This window comes from Staphylococcus sp. EG-SA-17 (genome assembly GCF_017151845.1).
Lineage (GTDB): Bacteria > Bacillota > Bacilli > Staphylococcales > Staphylococcaceae > Staphylococcus > Staphylococcus aureus.
Genome location: NZ_JACVZO010000020.1, coordinates 1 through 15,807, shown reverse-complemented (window position 1 = coordinate 15,807; position 15,807 = coordinate 1). Strand labels below are relative to the sequence as shown.

Genomic DNA, 15,807 nt, shown 5'->3' with positions numbered 1-15,807 from the left:
GCTTCCATTTTTTTATCTATTTTCTTCTTTGATTTCTTTTATACTTACGCATTGCTTTACGGTATTTACGTTGATCTTCAGTTAAAATGAAGAAATAATATATAAGATAAATAATACCAGCTATTACAGCAAAGCTGACTAACATTCTGACGATTGAAAAAATAAAGGCATCTAGATTCATTACTAATCCAATCGCAGCAATAATAAGTACAAGATAAAATATTATATTACGCATTAACAGACTCCTATCATGATTTTGCATTTAAGTTTAATTTTGACAACGCTTGTTGTCCTTTTGTAAGTTGTTTTTTATCTTTATTTTGATAGCCATTTTTAATATCATCAAATGCATGATTCAAATCAGAGTTTAATTTATCGATATTTTTAGACGTTTTTTTATCATCATCACTAAGTGATAAACCATCGATAGCATCTTTGTATGAAGTGTGAGCACTTTGAATATCATTAGAAATTTGATTTAATTTCGATGGAACATTCTTATCGCCTTTGTTTTTACTTACATCTTTCTCAATATCGTTATAGGATTTCAAAGCTTTAGCAACTTTGTCGTAGTATGTTGATGTAACATTCATCAATTTAATTTTCGTATTATTAGATGCAGTTTTTTTACTGTTTTCTTTATCCTTTTCAAGCCCTTTAATTTTAGATTTAGAATCACTAATTTGTTGATTAAGTTCTTGAATATCTAGTTTGAGTTGATGATTATCTTCTCTTAAATCTGTTGTTTTTTCTTCTAATGGTGCTAAATTTTGTGATCCACATCCAGCTAACAATAATGTTGCGCCAACAATTGAAACCAATTTTTTCATTACTATCTCCCTAAAATCAATATCTATTATTTTTTATCCTTATTATGATATTATTTTAATGTATAAAGTTGAAATGCACAAACGTTTCACTAGGAGGTCATAAGATGAGCAGAATAACACAAGTACATCGTATTTTAGAACAAAAACATTTAGATGCAATAATCATACTTTCAGATTACAATAGAAGATATTTGTCAGGATTTACTGGGACTAGCGGTGCGCTAATCATATCTAAAGATAAACAATATTTGATAACAGACTTTAGATATATTGATCAAGCAACTAAGCAGGCGCCAAATTATGAAATTATTAATCGTAAATCTACTATTATTGGTGAGATTAAAGAATTGCTACACCAAGAAAATTTTGAAAATGTAGGTTTTGAGGGGCACCATGTAAGTTATGATACATACCTTGAATTAAATAAAAGCCGTATATCATTAATAAGCATTTCTAATACTGTAGATAAAATTAGAGACGTCAAAGATGCTGACGAAATTGCTTTAATTCAAAAAGCAGCTAATATTGTTGATGAAACATATGAATATATTTTAACTGTTGTAAAAGCAGGTATGACTGAAAAAGAATTAAAGGCAATATTAGAAAGTAAAATGCTAGAATTAGGAGCAGATGGACCATCATTCGATACGATTGTAGCATCTGGTCATAGAGGTGCATTACCACATGGTGTTGCAAGTGATAAAATTATTGAAAAAGGCGACATGATTACATTAGATTTTGGCGCGTATTATAACGGCTATTGTTCAGATATTACTAGAACATTTGCTATTGGAGAACCAGATCCTAAACTGAAAGAAATATATCAAATAGTACTTGAATCTCAAATGAAAGCAATTAATGAGATTAGACCTGGCATGACTGGTGCAGAAGCTGATGCCATTTCAAGAAACTATTTAGAGTCAAAAGGGTATGGAAAAGAATTTGGACATTCACTAGGACATGGTATTGGTTTAGAAATCCATGAAGGGCCAATGCTGGCTCGTACGATACAAGATAAACTTCAAGTTAACAACTGTGTTACAGTAGAACCTGGTGTTTATATAGAAGGTTTGGGCGGTATAAGAATAGAAGATGATATTTTAATTACAGAAAATGGTTGTCAAGTCTTTACTAAATGCACAAAAGACCTTATAGTTTTAACATAAGCGTGTAAAATGAGGAGGAAACTGAATGATTTCGGTTAATGATTTTAAAACAGGTTTAACAATTTCTGTTGATAACGCTATTTGGAAAGTTATAGACTTCCAACATGTAAAGCCTGGTAAAGGTTCAGCATTCGTTCGTTCAAAATTACGTAATTTAAGAACTGGTGCAATTCAAGAGAAAACGTTTAGAGCTGGTGAAAAAGTTGAACCAGCAATGATTGAAAATCGTCGCATGCAATATTTATATGCTGACGGAGATAATCATGTATTTATGGATAATGAAAGCTTTGAACAAACAGAACTTTCAAGTGATTACTTAAAAGAAGAATTGAATTACTTAAAAGAAGGTATGGAAGTACAAATTCAAACATACGAAGGTGAAACTATCGGTGTTGAATTACCTAAAACTGTTGAATTAACAGTAACTGAAACAGAACCTGGTATTAAAGGTGATACTGCAACTGGTGCTACTAAATCGGCAACTGTTGAAACAGGTTATACATTAAATGTACCTTTATTTGTAAACGAAGGTGACGTTTTAATTATCAACACTGGTGATGGAAGCTACATTTCAAGAGGATAATCTCTAATTTGTTAACAAATAGCTTGTATACACTATACTGATTTAACGTAAGATATTCCAAATAAGTCTCATAAAGCTATTGCCTAAAATGATTATAGGTTATATGCTGATATGAGGCTTTTTATTTTTAAAATAATTTTTAAAATATAAAACGAATCGTCTAATTGGTAGTGAAAAAACATAGACATGAGTAAAGGTATATATCTACATATCATATTGTTGAGGATTAAACATAATAGCTAATAAAAATAACATTGATATGTTTAACTGAATGCATAAAATTTTTAATCAAGAGTTAAGATGAGTCAATGTTAAGTAATAAATACACAAGTGTTTTTAATTTAAAATGTGTTTTTATTATAACTTTGGGATAGACTTATAATGTCGCCAGCAATATGAACATGCTTGAATTGAAGAGTTGTCTCAAGTAAAATAGACGGGTAGATGAAAACAAACTGAAGGAGTCAGTAATAATGAACTTTAAAGAAATCAAAGAATTAATTGAAATTCTGGATAAATCAACTTTAACGGAAATCAATATTGAAGATACTAAAGGCAAAGTGACGCTTAAGAAAGAAAAAGAAACTGAGATTATCACGCCACAAATTTCACAAATGCCAGTTGAAGCTGCGGCAATGCCTATGCCTCAAGTACAATCAACTGATAGCAATAAAACTGAAGCTCCAAAGCCAACTTCAGATAATCACAAAACAATTAATGCACCTATGGTAGGTACATTTTACAAATCGCCTTCTCCAGACGAAGAAGCATATGTGCAAGTTGGGGACACTGTTTCAAATGAAACAACAGTGTGTATTTTAGAGGCAATGAAACTATTTAATGAAATTCAAGCAGAAATTTCAGGTGAAATTGTTGAAATCTTAGTAGAAGACGGACAAATGGTAGAGTATGGCCAACCGTTATTTAAGGTGAAATAATGAAAAAGGTTTTAATTGCAAACCGCGGTGAAATCGCAGTTAGGATTATTCGCGCTTGTCGTGATTTAGGCATCCAAACTGTTGCAATCTATTCTGAAGGGGATAAAGATGCGCTACATACTCAAATTGCTGATGAAGCATATTGCGTAGGTCCCACTTTGTCTAAAGATTCATATTTAAATATTCCGAACATCTTATCTATTGCAACTTCTACAGGTTGTGATGGCGTTCATCCGGGTTATGGCTTTTTAGCTGAAAATGCTGACTTTGCAGAATTATGCGAAGCATGCCAATTGAAGTTCATTGGACCAAGTTATCAATCTATCCAAAAAATGGGTATCAAAGATGTTGCTAAGGCAGAAATGATCAAAGCCAATGTTCCAGTTGTTCCTGGTAGTGACGGTTTAATGAAAGACGTCTCAGAAGCTAAGAAAATCGCCCAAAAAATTGGCTATCCGGTCATCATTAAAGCTACTGCTGGCGGTGGCGGAAAAGGTATCCGTGTTGCTCGTGATGAAAAAGAACTTGAAACTGGCTTCCGAATGACAGAACAAGAAGCTCAAACTGCATTTGGTAATGGTGGACTTTATATGGAGAAATTCATCGAAAACTTCCGCCATATTGAAATCCAAATTGTTGGGGACAGCTATGGTAATGTAATTCATTTAGGAGAACGTGATTGTACAATTCAAAGACGTATGCAGAAATTAGTGGAAGAAGCACCTTCCCCAATTTTAGATGATGAAACACGTCGTGAAATGGGAAATGCCGCAGTGCGTGCAGCGAAAGCTGTAAATTATGAAAATGCGGGAACAATTGAGTTTATATATGATTTAAATGATAATAAATTTTATTTTATGGAAATGAATACACGTATTCAAGTAGAACATCCTGTAACTGAAATGGTAACAGGAATTGATTTAGTTAAATTACAATTACAAGTTGCTATGGGTGAAGTGTTACCATATAAACAAGAAGATATTAAATTAACAGGACACGCAATTGAATTTAGAATTAATGCTGAAAATCCTTACAAGAACTTTATGCCATCACCAGGTAAAATTGAGCAATATCTTGCACCAGGTGGATATGGTGTTCGAATAGAGTCAGCATGTTATACTAATTATACGATACCGCCATATTATGATTCGATGGTAGCGAAATTAATCATACATGAACCGACACGAGATGAAGCGATTATGGCTGGCATTCGTGCATTAAGTGAATTTGTGGTTCTTGGTATTGATACAACTATTCCATTCCATATTAAATTATTGAATAACGATATATTTAGAAGCGGTAAATTTAATACAAACTTTTTAGAGCAAAATAGCATTATGAATGATGAAGGTTAATAGGAGGTCAATCCATGGTCAAAGTAACTGATTATCCAAATTCAAAATTAGGTAAAGTAGAAATAGCGCCAGAAGTGCTATCTGTTATTGCAAGTATAGCTACTTCGGAAGTCGAAGGCATCACTGGCCATTTTGCTGAATTAAAAGAAACAAATTTAGAAAAAGTTAGTCGTAAAAATTTAAGCCGTGATTTAAAAATCGAGAGTAAAGAAGATGGCATATATATAGATGTATATTGTGCATTAAAACATGGTGTTAATATTTCAAAAACTGCAAACAAAATTCAAACGTCAATTTTTAATTCAATTTCTAATATGACAGCGATAGAACCTAAGCAAATTAATATTCACATTACACAAATCGTTATTGAAAAGTAATGTCATACCTAATTCAGTAATTAAATAAAGAAAAATACAAACGTTTGAAGGAGTTAAAAATGAGTCGTAAAGAATCCCGAGTGCAAGCTTTTCAAACTTTATTTCAATTAGAAATGAAGGACAGTGATTTAACGATAAATGAAGCGATAAGCTTTATTAAAGACGATAATCCAGATTTAGACTTCGAATTTATTCATTGGCTAGTTTCTGGCGTTAAAGATCACGAACCTGTATTAGACGAGACAATTAGTCCTTATTTAAAAGATTGGACTATTGCACGTTTATTAAAAACGGATCGTATTATTTTAAGAATGGCAACATATGAAATATTACACAGTGATACACCTGCTAAAGTTGTAATGAATGAAGCAGTTGAATTAACAAAACAATTCAGTGATGATGATCATTATAAATTTATAAATGGTGTATTGAGTAATATAAAAAAATAAAATTGAGTGATGTTATATGTCAGATTATTTAAGTGTTTCAGCTTTAACGAAATATATTAAATATAAATTTGATCAAGATCCACATCTCCAATCTGTATTGATTAAAGGTGAGCTTTCAAATTTCAAAAAGCATTCAAGTGGTCATTTATACTTTAATGTGAAAGATAAAGAAAGCGTTATAAGTGCCATGATGTTCAAAGGTAGTGCTTCTAAATTAAACTTCGAACCTAAAGAAGGAGATGAAGTCTTATTAGAAGCACGTGTTTCTGTTTTTGAACGTCGTGGAAACTATCAAATTTATGTAAATAAAATGCAATTAGATGGTATAGGGAACTTATATCAAAAATTAGAAGCATTAAAGAAAAAATTAACTGAAGAAGGTTGTTTTGATAAAGCGAATAAGAAATCAATACCTAAGTTTCCAAAAAAAATTGCAGTTTTAACAGCGAGTACAGGTGCCGCAATTCGAGATATCCATTCAACGATAAATAGTCGTTTCCCATTAGCTGAACAAATACAAATTAGTACTTTGGTTCAAGGTGAAAAAGCAAAGGACGACATTATTGAAAAAATTGAATATGCAGATAGTTTAGGTGTAGATACCATTATTGTAGGTCGAGGCGGTGGATCCATAGAAGATTTATGGAATTTTAACGAAGAAGCTGTCGTCCGTGCAATATATAATTGTAAGACACCGATTATATCAGCAGTAGGTCATGAAACAGACTTTACATTAAGTGATTTTGCTGCAGACATCAGAGCTGCGACTCCAACTCAAGCTGCTGTTATTGCAACACCAGACCAATATGAATTGCTGCAACAAATACAGCAATATCAGTTTACATTGACTCGTTTCATCAAGAAACATTTAGAACAACAACGTAAACATGTTGAACATTTGTCATCGTATTACAAGTTTAAACAACCAACTTTATTGTATGATCAACAGATACAACGTCGAGATGATTTAGAAAAGAGACTGAAACAACAAATTCAGGCAACTTTTGAACAACAGAGACATCGATTAATGCTGTTGCAACAACGCTATAATTTAAAAGCGTTACTAAGTAGTGTTAATCAAGAACAACAAAATAATCTTCAATTGACAAACCAACTTGTTAAATTATTGAATTCTAAGATATTAAGTTATAAAAATGATTTGAAAAATAAAGTAGAAAACTTAAACAATTTAAGTCCAACTAATACAATGTTGCGTGGATATGCAATTGTTAATAAAAAAGACGAAGTCATTACGAGTACTAAAGATTTAACAGAAAATGATCAATTGACGTTAACAATGAAAGATGGCTTAGTAGATGCAAAAGTTACGAAAGTAAGGTGTAATAATGACTAAAGAAACGCAAAGTTTTGAAGAAATGATGCAAGAATTAGAGCAAATTGTTCAAAAATTAGATAATGAAACAGTATCTTTAGAGGAATCATTAGATTTATACCAACGTGGTATGAAACTATCAGCAGCTTGTGACACAACTTTAAAAAATGCCGAAAAAAAGGTGAATGACTTAATAAAAGAAGAAGCTGAGGATGTAAAAAATGACGAATCTACCGATGAATAAATTAATAGATGAAGTCAATAATGAATTATCGGTTGCGATAAATAAATCAGTAATGGATACTCAGCTAGAAGAAAGTATGTTGTATTCATTAAATGCTGGAGGTAAACGCATCCGACCAGTTCTGTTATTACTCACTTTAGATTCACTAAATACCGAGTATGAGTTAGGTATGAAGAGCGCAATTGCACTAGAAATGATTCATACATATTCACTTATTCATGATGACCTACCAGCGATGGATAATGATGATTATCGACGAGGGAAATTAACAAATCATAAAGTATATGGTGAGTGGACTGCGATATTAGCAGGTGATGCTTTATTAACTAAAGCATTTGAACTTATTTCAAGTGATGATAGATTAACTGATGAAGTAAAAATAAAAGTTCTACAACGGCTGTCAATAGCAAGTGGTCATGTTGGAATGGTCGGTGGACAAATGTTAGATATGCAAAGCGAAGGCCAACCAATTGATCTTGAAACTTTGGAAATGATACACAAAACAAAAACAGGTGCACTATTAACTTTTGCGGTTATGAGTGCAGCAGATATCGCTAATGTCGATGATGCAACTAAAGAACATTTAGAAAGTTATAGTTATCATTTAGGTATGATGTTTCAGATTAAAGATGATTTATTAGACTGCTATGGTGATGAAGCGAAGTTAGGTAAAAAAGTGGGCAGCGATCTTGAAAATAATAAAAGTACGTACGTGAGTTTATTAGGAAAAGATGGCGCAGAAGATAAATTGACTTATCATAGAGACGCAGCAGTGTATGAACTAACGCAAATTGATGAACAATTCAATACAAAACACTTATTAGAAATCGTTGATTTATTTTATAGCAGGGATCACTAAAAGCAAATATATCGATTAGCAACAATTGTAAAGTTTGAAATGTCTCAAAAGGCATATTCAACTGACGTTGTTTGTTAATCGATTTTTCTCATGTTGAAACTTAAAATTATGTTGAAGTCTTTCATTTAAAAATAGAATTTTCAATTTCTATACGACAATATTCGCATCTGTGATATCAATGTGATTTTAATTAAATATGTTCAAACAATTGACGCTTATTAAATCTAATAATTAGCAAGTTTATTACACATATATTCATTTTTATACATATTTTAAGCAATTGTTATGCGTAATATGAAAAATATTTATAAATAGATAACCAAGATAGATAAACCATGTTTACCCTTTTTACGTAAAGGTGTTTAGTAGTCGTAAATCAGTGCATGTGTTAAAATAAATGTATAAATATTCGTAATCAGAGGTGTTTACTGTGCCCAAAAAATCGGTTAGGCATATAAAAATTAGAGAAATTATTTCAAATGAACAGATAGAGACACAAGATGAATTAGTTAAACGATTAAACGATTATGATTTAAATGTCACTCAAGCAACTGTTTCTCGTGATATTAAAGAACTACAACTTATTAAAGTACCTATACCTTCAGGTCAATATGTTTATAGTTTACCAAATGATAGAAAATTCCATCCTTTAGAAAAATTGGGACGTTATTTAATGGATTCCTTTGTTAATATAGATGGTACTGATAATTTACTTGTTCTAAAAACATTACCTGGTAATGCACAATCTATTGGAGCTATATTAGACCAAATCAATTGGGAAGAAGTACTAGGCACAATTTGTGGTGATGATACTTGTTTAATTATTTGTCGAAGCAAAGAGGCAAGTGATGAAATCAAGTCAAGAATTTTCAATTTGTTATAAGGATGCGATGAGTTTATGTTACAAACCTTATCAATCAAGCAATTTGCTATTATTGAAGAGTTAGAAATTCAATTTTCTGATGGTTTAACTGTTTTAAGTGGTGAAACGGGTTCAGGTAAGTCAATTATTATAGATGCAATTGGACAATTAATTGGAATGAGAGCTTCATCTGATTTTGTAAGACATGGTGAAAAAAAGGCTGTCATCGAAGGTATATTTGATATTGACGAGAGTAAAGATGCTATACATATATTGAAAAATATGGATATTGATGTAGATGAAGATTTTTTATTAGTTAAACGGGAAATTTTTAGCTCTGGTAAAAGTCTTTGTAAAATTAATAATCAAACAGTTACTTTACAAGATTTACGAAAAGTTATGCAAGAATTATTAGATATTCATGGCCAACATGAAACGCAGTCTTTGTTGAAACAAAAATACCATTTAACATTATTGGATAATTACGCAGAATCACGTTATCAAGATTTGTTGGATAAATATCACCAAACTTTTCAAAATTATAAAGCCAAAAAGCAAGAGTTAGAAGATTTAGAATCAGCAGACCAAGCATTGCTGCAGCGTTTAGATTTAATGAAATTTCAATTAGAAGAATTGTCTGAAGCACACCTAAAAGAAGGTGAAATAGAGCAACTTGAAATTGATATTAAACGCATTCAAAACTCTGAAAAATTAAGCTTAGCACTTAATAACGCACATATGACATTAACGGATGAAAATGCTATCACTGATCGTTTGTATGAACTAAGCAACCATTTGTTAACAATAAACGATATAGTTCCAAACAAATATGACAAATTAAAAGAAGATATTGATCAATTTTATTACATTTTAGAAGATGCAAAACATGAGTTATATGATGAAATGGCTAATACAGAATTCGACGAACAAGTGTTAAACGAGTATGAATCTCGTATGAATTTGCTGAATAATTTAAAACGCAAATATGGAAAAGATATTTCAGAATTAATCTCATATCAAGAAAAACTTAATAATGAAATCAATAAAATTGAAAACTATGAACAAAGTACATCGCAGTTACGAGAAGAAATAAATGCATTGTATAATCAAGTTATAGAGGTTGGACAAGCGCTATCAAAGCAGCGTCGTATAGTCGCTAGGGAGTTAAGAGACCACATTGTATCGGAAATTCAAAACTTACAAATGAAAGATGCAAATCTTGAGATTTCATTTAAAAAATTAGAAGAACCGAATATTGATGGAATCGAATTTGTAGAATTTTTAATCAGTCCTAATAAAGGGGAACCATTAAAAAGTTTAAATAAAATTGCGTCAGGTGGAGAACTTTCTAGAATTATGTTAGCGTTAAAAAGTATTTTTGTTAAATCGAGAGGTCAAACTGCAATTTTATTCGATGAGGTTGACTCAGGTGTATCTGGACAAGCTGCACAAAAAATGGCAGAGAAAATGCGAGATATAGCAGAATATATACAAGTTATTTGTATTTCTCACTTGCCACAAGTTGCATCGATGAGCGACCATCATTTATTAATTTCGAAATCATCAAAAGATGATCGTACAACAACACAAGTTCAAGAGTTAATTGGCGATGATAAAGTAGATGAAATTGCACGAATGATTTCAGGTGCAAGTGTTACTGATTTAACTCGAGAAAATGCAAGAGAAATGATACAACACAATCAAAGACGTAGATAATTTCCAAAGTGTGTTGAATACTCATTTGTGGACTTATTTATGTGCATTCAAACTAAATAGACAATCATGTAAAATAGGTAATTAATGGACATGAAAACTATGTATTAATAAATTTTCAATGGATATATATCATTAGTTAGGAGTAAGAACATGTCAGAGAAACAATATGATTTAGTCGTTCTCGGTGGAGGTACTGCAGGATATGTTGCTGCGATACGTGCGTCTCAATTAGGTAAGAAAGTGGCAATAGTAGAACGACAACTATTAGGAGGTACTTGTCTCCATAAAGGTTGTATTCCTACTAAATCACTGCTTAAGTCAGCAGAAGTATTTCAAACAGTAAAACAGGCAGCAATGTTTGGCGTTGATGTCAAAGATGCTAATGTTAATTTTGAAAATATGTTGGCACGAAAAGAAGACATTATTAATCAAATGTATCAAGGTGTAAAGCATTTAATGCAACACAATCACATTGACATTTATAATGGCACGGGACGTATTCTAGGTACATCTATATTTTCACCTCAAAGTGGCACAATTTCTGTCGAATATGAAGATGGTGAATCAGACTTATTACCCAACCAATTTGTATTAATTGCAACTGGTTCTTCGCCTGCAGAGTTGCCATTTTTATCATTTGATCATGATAAAATTTTATCTAGCGATGATATATTATCATTAAAGACGTTACCATCAAGTATTGGTATTATTGGTGGTGGTGTTATCGGAATGGAATTTGCATCATTGATGATAGATTTAGGTGTTGACGTAACAGTTATAGAAGCAGGTGAAAGAATTTTACCAACTGAAAGTAAACAAGCTTCACAACTATTAAAAAAATCATTATCAGCACGTGGTGTTAAATTCTATGAGGGAATAAAACTTTCTGAAAATGATATAAATGTTAACGAAGATGGTGTTACATTTGAAATTTCCTCAGACATAATTAAAGTAGATAAAGTGTTGCTATCGATTGGTAGAAAACCTAACACATCAGATATTGGTTTAAACAACACTAAAATAAAACTTTCAACATCAGGACATATTTTAACGAACGAATTTCAACAAACTGAAGATAAACATATTTATGCAGCTGGTGATTGTATTGGAAAATTACAATTGGCACATGTTGGATCAAAAGAAGGTGTTGTGGCCGTCGATCATATGTTTGAAGGGAACCCAATCCCAGTAAACTATAACATGATGCCTAAGTGTATTTATTCACAACCTGAAATTGCTTCTATCGGTTTAAACATTGAGCAAGCAAAGGCAGAGGGAATGAAAGTTAAAAGTTTTAAAGTACCATTTAAAGCAATTGGTAAAGCAGTGATTGATAGCCATGATGCAAACGAAGGGTATAGCGAAATGGTGATTGATCAATCAACTGAAGAAATTGTGGGTATTAATATGATTGGTCCACATGTAACAGAATTGATTAATGAGGCATCACTGTTACAGTTCATGAATGGCTCGGCATTAGAATTAGGACTAACAACACACGCACATCCTTCCATCTCTGAAGTGTTGATGGAATTAGGATTGAAAGCAGAAAGTAGAGCTATTCACGTATAAATAGGAGGATTTAACATGATTGATTATAAATCATTAGGCCTTAGCGAAGAAGACCTAAAAGTAATATATAAATGGATGGATTTAGGTAGAAAAATAGATGAAAGACTGTGGTTATTGAACCGTGCAGGTAAAATTCCATTTGTTGTAAGTGGTCAAGGACAAGAAGCAACTCAGATTGGGATGGCATACGCATTAGAAGAAGGTGATATTACTGCGCCTTATTATAGAGATCTAGCTTTCGTTACTTATATGGGTATATCAGCGTATGATACGTTTTTATCAGCGTTTGGAAAGAAAGACGATGTTAACTCTGGTGGAAAACAAATGCCATCACACTTTAGTAGTAGAGCTAAGAATATTTTGTCACAAAGTTCACCGGTAGCAACTCAAATACCCCATGCTGTTGGTGCTGCTTTAGCTATAAAAATGGATGGTAAGAAGAAAATTGCAACAGCAACTGTTGGTGAAGGTAGCTCAAACCAAGGTGACTTCCATGAAGGTTTAAACTTCGCGGGTGTACACAAACTTCCTTTTGTATGTGTCATTATAAATAATAAATATGCAATTTCAGTACCTGATTCATTACAATACGCAGCTGAAAAATTATCGGATAGAGCACTTGGTTACGGTATACATGGTGAACAAGTAGATGGTAATGATCCATTAGCAATGTATAAAGCGATGAAAGAAGCAAGAGATCGAGCTATTTCTGATCAAGGTTCAACTTTGATTGAAGCAGTAACAAGTCGTATGACAGCTCATTCATCAGATGATGACGACCAATATCGTACGAAAGAAGAGCGTGAAGCGCTTAAAAAAGCAGACTGCAATGAAAAGTTCAAAAAAGAGTTGCTTTCAGCTGGCATTATCGATGATGCTTGGTTGGCAGAAATAGAAGCGGAGCATAAAGACATCATCAATAAAGCGACAAAGGCTGCTGAAGACGCGCCATATCCAAGTGTCGAAGAAGCCTATGCATTTGTGTACGAAGAAGGGAGTCTTAACTAATGGCTAAATTATCTTATTTAGAGGCGATACGCCAGGCACAAGACTTAGCATTACAACAAAATAAAGATGTGTTTATTCTTGGTGAAGATGTTGGTAGAAAAGGTGGCGTATTTGGTACTACTCAAGGACTGCAACAAAAATATGGTGAAGACAGAGTTATCGATACGCCATTAGCTGAGTCAAATATTGTTGGAACTGCCATTGGTGCAGCTATGGTAGGTAAAAGACCAATTGCAGAAATTCAATTTGCAGATTTTATTTTACCTGCGACAAATCAAATTATTAGTGAAGCTGCGAAAATGCGTTATCGTTCAAATAATGATTGGCAATGCCCATTAACGATTCGTGCACCATTTGGTGGCGGTGTTCACGGAGGACTATATCATTCACAAAGTATTGAAAGTATATTTGCTTCATCACCAGGTTTAACAATTGTTATTCCTTCCACACCGTATGATGCTAAAGGTCTATTATTATCTTCAATTGAATCAAATGATCCTGTTTTATACTTTGAGCATAAAAAAGCTTATCGTTTCTTAAAGGAAGAAGTGCCAGAAGAATATTACACTGTACCTTTAGGAAAAGCAGATGTTAAACGTGAAGGTGAAGATTTAACAGTATTTTGTTATGGATTAATGGTCAATTATTGCTTACAAGCCGCTGATATTTTAGCTGCAGACGGTATCAATGTTGAAGTCGTAGATTTACGAACTGTTTATCCATTAGATAAAGAAACAATTATTGATCGTGCTAAACATACAGGTAAAGTTTTACTTGTAACTGAAGATAATTTAGAAGGTAGCATTATGTCAGAAGTGTCAGCGATTATTGCAGAGCATTGCTTGTTCGATTTAGATGCACCAATCATGCGTTTAGCTGCTCCAGATGTACCATCTATGCCATTTTCTCCTGTATTAGAAAATGAAATTATGATGAATCCAGAAAAAATCTTAAATAAAATGCGTGAATTAGCAGAATTCTAGGGAGGGAAAGTCATGGAAATAACAATGCCTAAGTTAGGTGAGAGTGTTCATGAAGGCACCATTGAACAATGGTTAGTTTCTGTTGGTGATCATATTGATGAATATGAACCATTATGTGAAGTTATTACAGATAAAGTGACAGCTGAAGTCCCTTCCACGATATCAGGAACAATTACAGAAATTTTAGTTGAAGCGGGGCAGACAGTAGCTATTGATACAATTATCTGTAAAATTGAAACTGCTGATGAAAAGACAAATGAAACAACTGAAGAGATACAAGCAAATGTGGATGAGCATACTCAGAAATCTACTAAAAAAGCTAGTGCAACAGTGGAACAGACATCTACTGCTAAACAAAATCAACCACGTAATAATGGTCGCTTTTCACCTGTTGTATTTAAACTCGCTTCAGAGCATGACATTGATTTATCACAAGTTGTAGGTAGTGGATTTGAAGGTCGTGTAACTAAGAAGGATATAATGTCAGTTATTGAAAATGGTGGTACCACAGCTCAATCTGACAAACAAGTTCAAACACAATCAACATCAGTAGATACATCAAGTAACCAATCATCTGAAGACAATAGTGAAAACAGCACAATACCAGTAAATGGTGTGCGTAAAGCAATTGCGCAAAATATGGTTAATAGTGTAACAGAGATTCCACATGCATGGATGATGATTGAAGTAGATGCTACAAATCTTGTGAATACGAGAAATCATTATAAAAACAGCTTTAAAAATAAAGAAGGATATAATCTAACGTTTTTTGCTTTCTTTGTAAAAGCTGTAGCAGATGCTTTAAAAGCATATCCTTTATTAAATAGTAGCTGGCAAGGAAATGAAATTGTCTTACATAAAGACATTAATATTTCAATTGCTGTTGCTGATGAAAATAAATTATACGTACCTGTGATTAAGCATGCAGACGAAAAGTCAATCAAAGGTATAGCTAGAGAAATTAATACTTTAGCAACAAAAGCGCGTAATAAGCAATTGACAGCTGAAGATATGCAGGGCGGTACATTTACGGTAAATAATACTGGTACGTTTGGTTCTGTATCATCAATGGGTATTATAAATCACCCTCAAGCAGCGATTTTACAAGTAGAATCAATCGTTAAAAAGCCAGTAGTAATTAATGATATGATTGCAATTCGTAACATGGTTAATTTATGTATTTCAATTGATCATCGTATTTTAGATGGTTTACAAACAGGTAAATTTATGAATCATATTAAACAGCGTATCGAACAGTATACTTTAGAAAATACAAATATATATTAGTGATAACATAGATGCATCTATCGACAACTTGTTTTATCTTGTTCTTGTCGATGGATGTATTTTTTTGGGCAATAAAATATGTGCAATATATTCAAAAAAAGATAAAGAACAATAATCATGTAAATGGCGGTTATAAAATGTAGGAAAATGGCGAAATGAAAATGCTGTTTTTCCTACATTTTTTCTTTTTTAAATTATATAATCATGTCTTAACTCAATCTTCGATTGGAGGTTATTTGATTGAG

General features: G+C 32.4%; 17 protein-coding genes. 15 read left to right on the top strand and 2 right to left on the bottom strand.

The window, feature by feature from the left end:
• Positions 1-16: 16 nt before the first annotated feature.
• Both IDG65_RS09635 and IDG65_RS09630 read right to left on the bottom strand, forming a co-directional pair.
• The gene (locus tag IDG65_RS09635) at positions 17-235 is read right to left on the bottom strand and encodes an SA1362 family protein (RefSeq protein ID WP_001244301.1); all 219 of its coding nucleotides are present in this window, start codon (positions 233-235) and stop codon (positions 17-19) included.
• A gap of 13 nt (positions 236-248) precedes the next feature.
• The gene (locus IDG65_RS09630; protein ID WP_206174083.1) at positions 249-830 is read right to left on the bottom strand and encodes a hypothetical protein; all 582 of its coding nucleotides are present in this window, start codon (positions 828-830) and stop codon (positions 249-251) included.
• Positions 831-934: 104 nt separating this feature from the next.
• On the opposite strand from IDG65_RS09630, the gene IDG65_RS09625 reads away from it, so the two are divergent.
• The 15 genes from IDG65_RS09625 to IDG65_RS09555 all read left to right on the top strand — a co-directional run bounded on the left by IDG65_RS09625 (position 935) and on the right by IDG65_RS09555 (position 15,562).
• On the top strand, positions 935-1,996 hold the full coding sequence (locus tag IDG65_RS09625; protein ID WP_000087107.1) for a M24 family metallopeptidase: 1,062 nt from the start codon (positions 935-937) through the stop codon (positions 1,994-1,996).
• Positions 1,997-2,021: 25 nt separating this feature from the next.
• Positions 2,022-2,579, top strand: a complete 558-nt coding sequence (gene efp / locus IDG65_RS09620) for an elongation factor P (protein ID WP_000626504.1) — start codon at positions 2,022-2,024, stop codon at positions 2,577-2,579.
• Positions 2,580-3,052: 473 nt separating this feature from the next.
• Positions 3,053-3,517, top strand: a complete 465-nt coding sequence (accB, locus tag IDG65_RS09615; RefSeq protein ID WP_001009520.1) for an acetyl-CoA carboxylase biotin carboxyl carrier protein — start codon at positions 3,053-3,055, stop codon at positions 3,515-3,517.
• Positions 3,517-4,872 carry an acetyl-CoA carboxylase biotin carboxylase subunit gene (gene accC, locus IDG65_RS09610; RefSeq protein WP_000756620.1) on the top strand — a complete coding sequence of 452 codons (1,356 nt, stop codon included), beginning with the start codon at positions 3,517-3,519 and terminating at the stop codon, positions 4,870-4,872. Before accB ends, accC begins: the two co-directional genes overlap by 1 nt.
• Positions 4,873-4,886: 14 nt before the next feature.
• Entirely contained in the window at positions 4,887-5,249 is a 363-nt protein-coding gene (locus IDG65_RS09605; RefSeq protein WP_206174080.1) for an Asp23/Gls24 family envelope stress response protein, read from the top strand.
• Between the two features lie 59 nt (positions 5,250-5,308).
• A complete protein-coding gene (nusB, locus tag IDG65_RS09600; protein WP_000087385.1) occupies positions 5,309-5,698 on the top strand; it encodes a transcription antitermination factor NusB in 390 nt (129 codons plus the stop codon).
• Between the two features lie 16 nt (positions 5,699-5,714).
• On the top strand, positions 5,715-7,052 hold the full coding sequence (xseA, locus tag IDG65_RS09595; RefSeq protein WP_001286928.1) for an exodeoxyribonuclease VII large subunit: 1,338 nt from the start codon (positions 5,715-5,717) through the stop codon (positions 7,050-7,052).
• A complete protein-coding gene (locus IDG65_RS09590) occupies positions 7,045-7,275 on the top strand; it encodes an exodeoxyribonuclease VII small subunit (RefSeq protein WP_000159865.1) in 231 nt (76 codons plus the stop codon). The genes xseA and IDG65_RS09590 overlap by 8 nt, the downstream gene beginning before the upstream one ends.
• Positions 7,253-8,134 (top strand): polyprenyl synthetase family protein, encoded by an 882-nt coding sequence (locus IDG65_RS09585; protein ID WP_000183376.1) that lies wholly within the window; start codon positions 7,253-7,255, stop codon positions 8,132-8,134. The genes IDG65_RS09590 and IDG65_RS09585 overlap by 23 nt, the downstream gene beginning before the upstream one ends.
• 430 nt (positions 8,135-8,564) lie before the next feature.
• A complete protein-coding gene (gene ahrC, locus IDG65_RS09580; RefSeq protein WP_001124985.1) occupies positions 8,565-9,017 on the top strand; it encodes a transcriptional regulator AhrC/ArgR in 453 nt (150 codons plus the stop codon).
• 15 nt (positions 9,018-9,032) lie between these two features.
• Positions 9,033-10,712, top strand: a complete 1,680-nt coding sequence (gene recN, locus IDG65_RS09575) for a DNA repair protein RecN (protein WP_000942213.1) — start codon at positions 9,033-9,035, stop codon at positions 10,710-10,712.
• 150 nt (positions 10,713-10,862) lie between these two features.
• On the top strand, positions 10,863-12,284 hold the full coding sequence (lpdA, locus tag IDG65_RS09570; RefSeq protein WP_001291533.1) for a dihydrolipoyl dehydrogenase: 1,422 nt from the start codon (positions 10,863-10,865) through the stop codon (positions 12,282-12,284).
• A gap of 15 nt (positions 12,285-12,299) precedes the next feature.
• Entirely contained in the window at positions 12,300-13,292 is a 993-nt protein-coding gene (locus IDG65_RS09565) for a thiamine pyrophosphate-dependent dehydrogenase E1 component subunit alpha (protein WP_052997591.1), read from the top strand.
• A complete protein-coding gene (locus IDG65_RS09560) occupies positions 13,292-14,275 on the top strand; it encodes an alpha-ketoacid dehydrogenase subunit beta (RefSeq protein ID WP_001096642.1) in 984 nt (327 codons plus the stop codon). The genes IDG65_RS09565 and IDG65_RS09560 overlap by 1 nt, the downstream gene beginning before the upstream one ends.
• A 12-nt stretch (positions 14,276-14,287) precedes the next feature.
• Positions 14,288-15,562: a dihydrolipoamide acetyltransferase family protein gene (locus IDG65_RS09555; RefSeq protein ID WP_000406858.1), complete on the top strand. Its 1,275-nt coding sequence runs from the start codon at positions 14,288-14,290 to the stop codon at positions 15,560-15,562.
• The last annotated feature ends 245 nt before the right edge of the window (positions 15,563-15,807 follow it).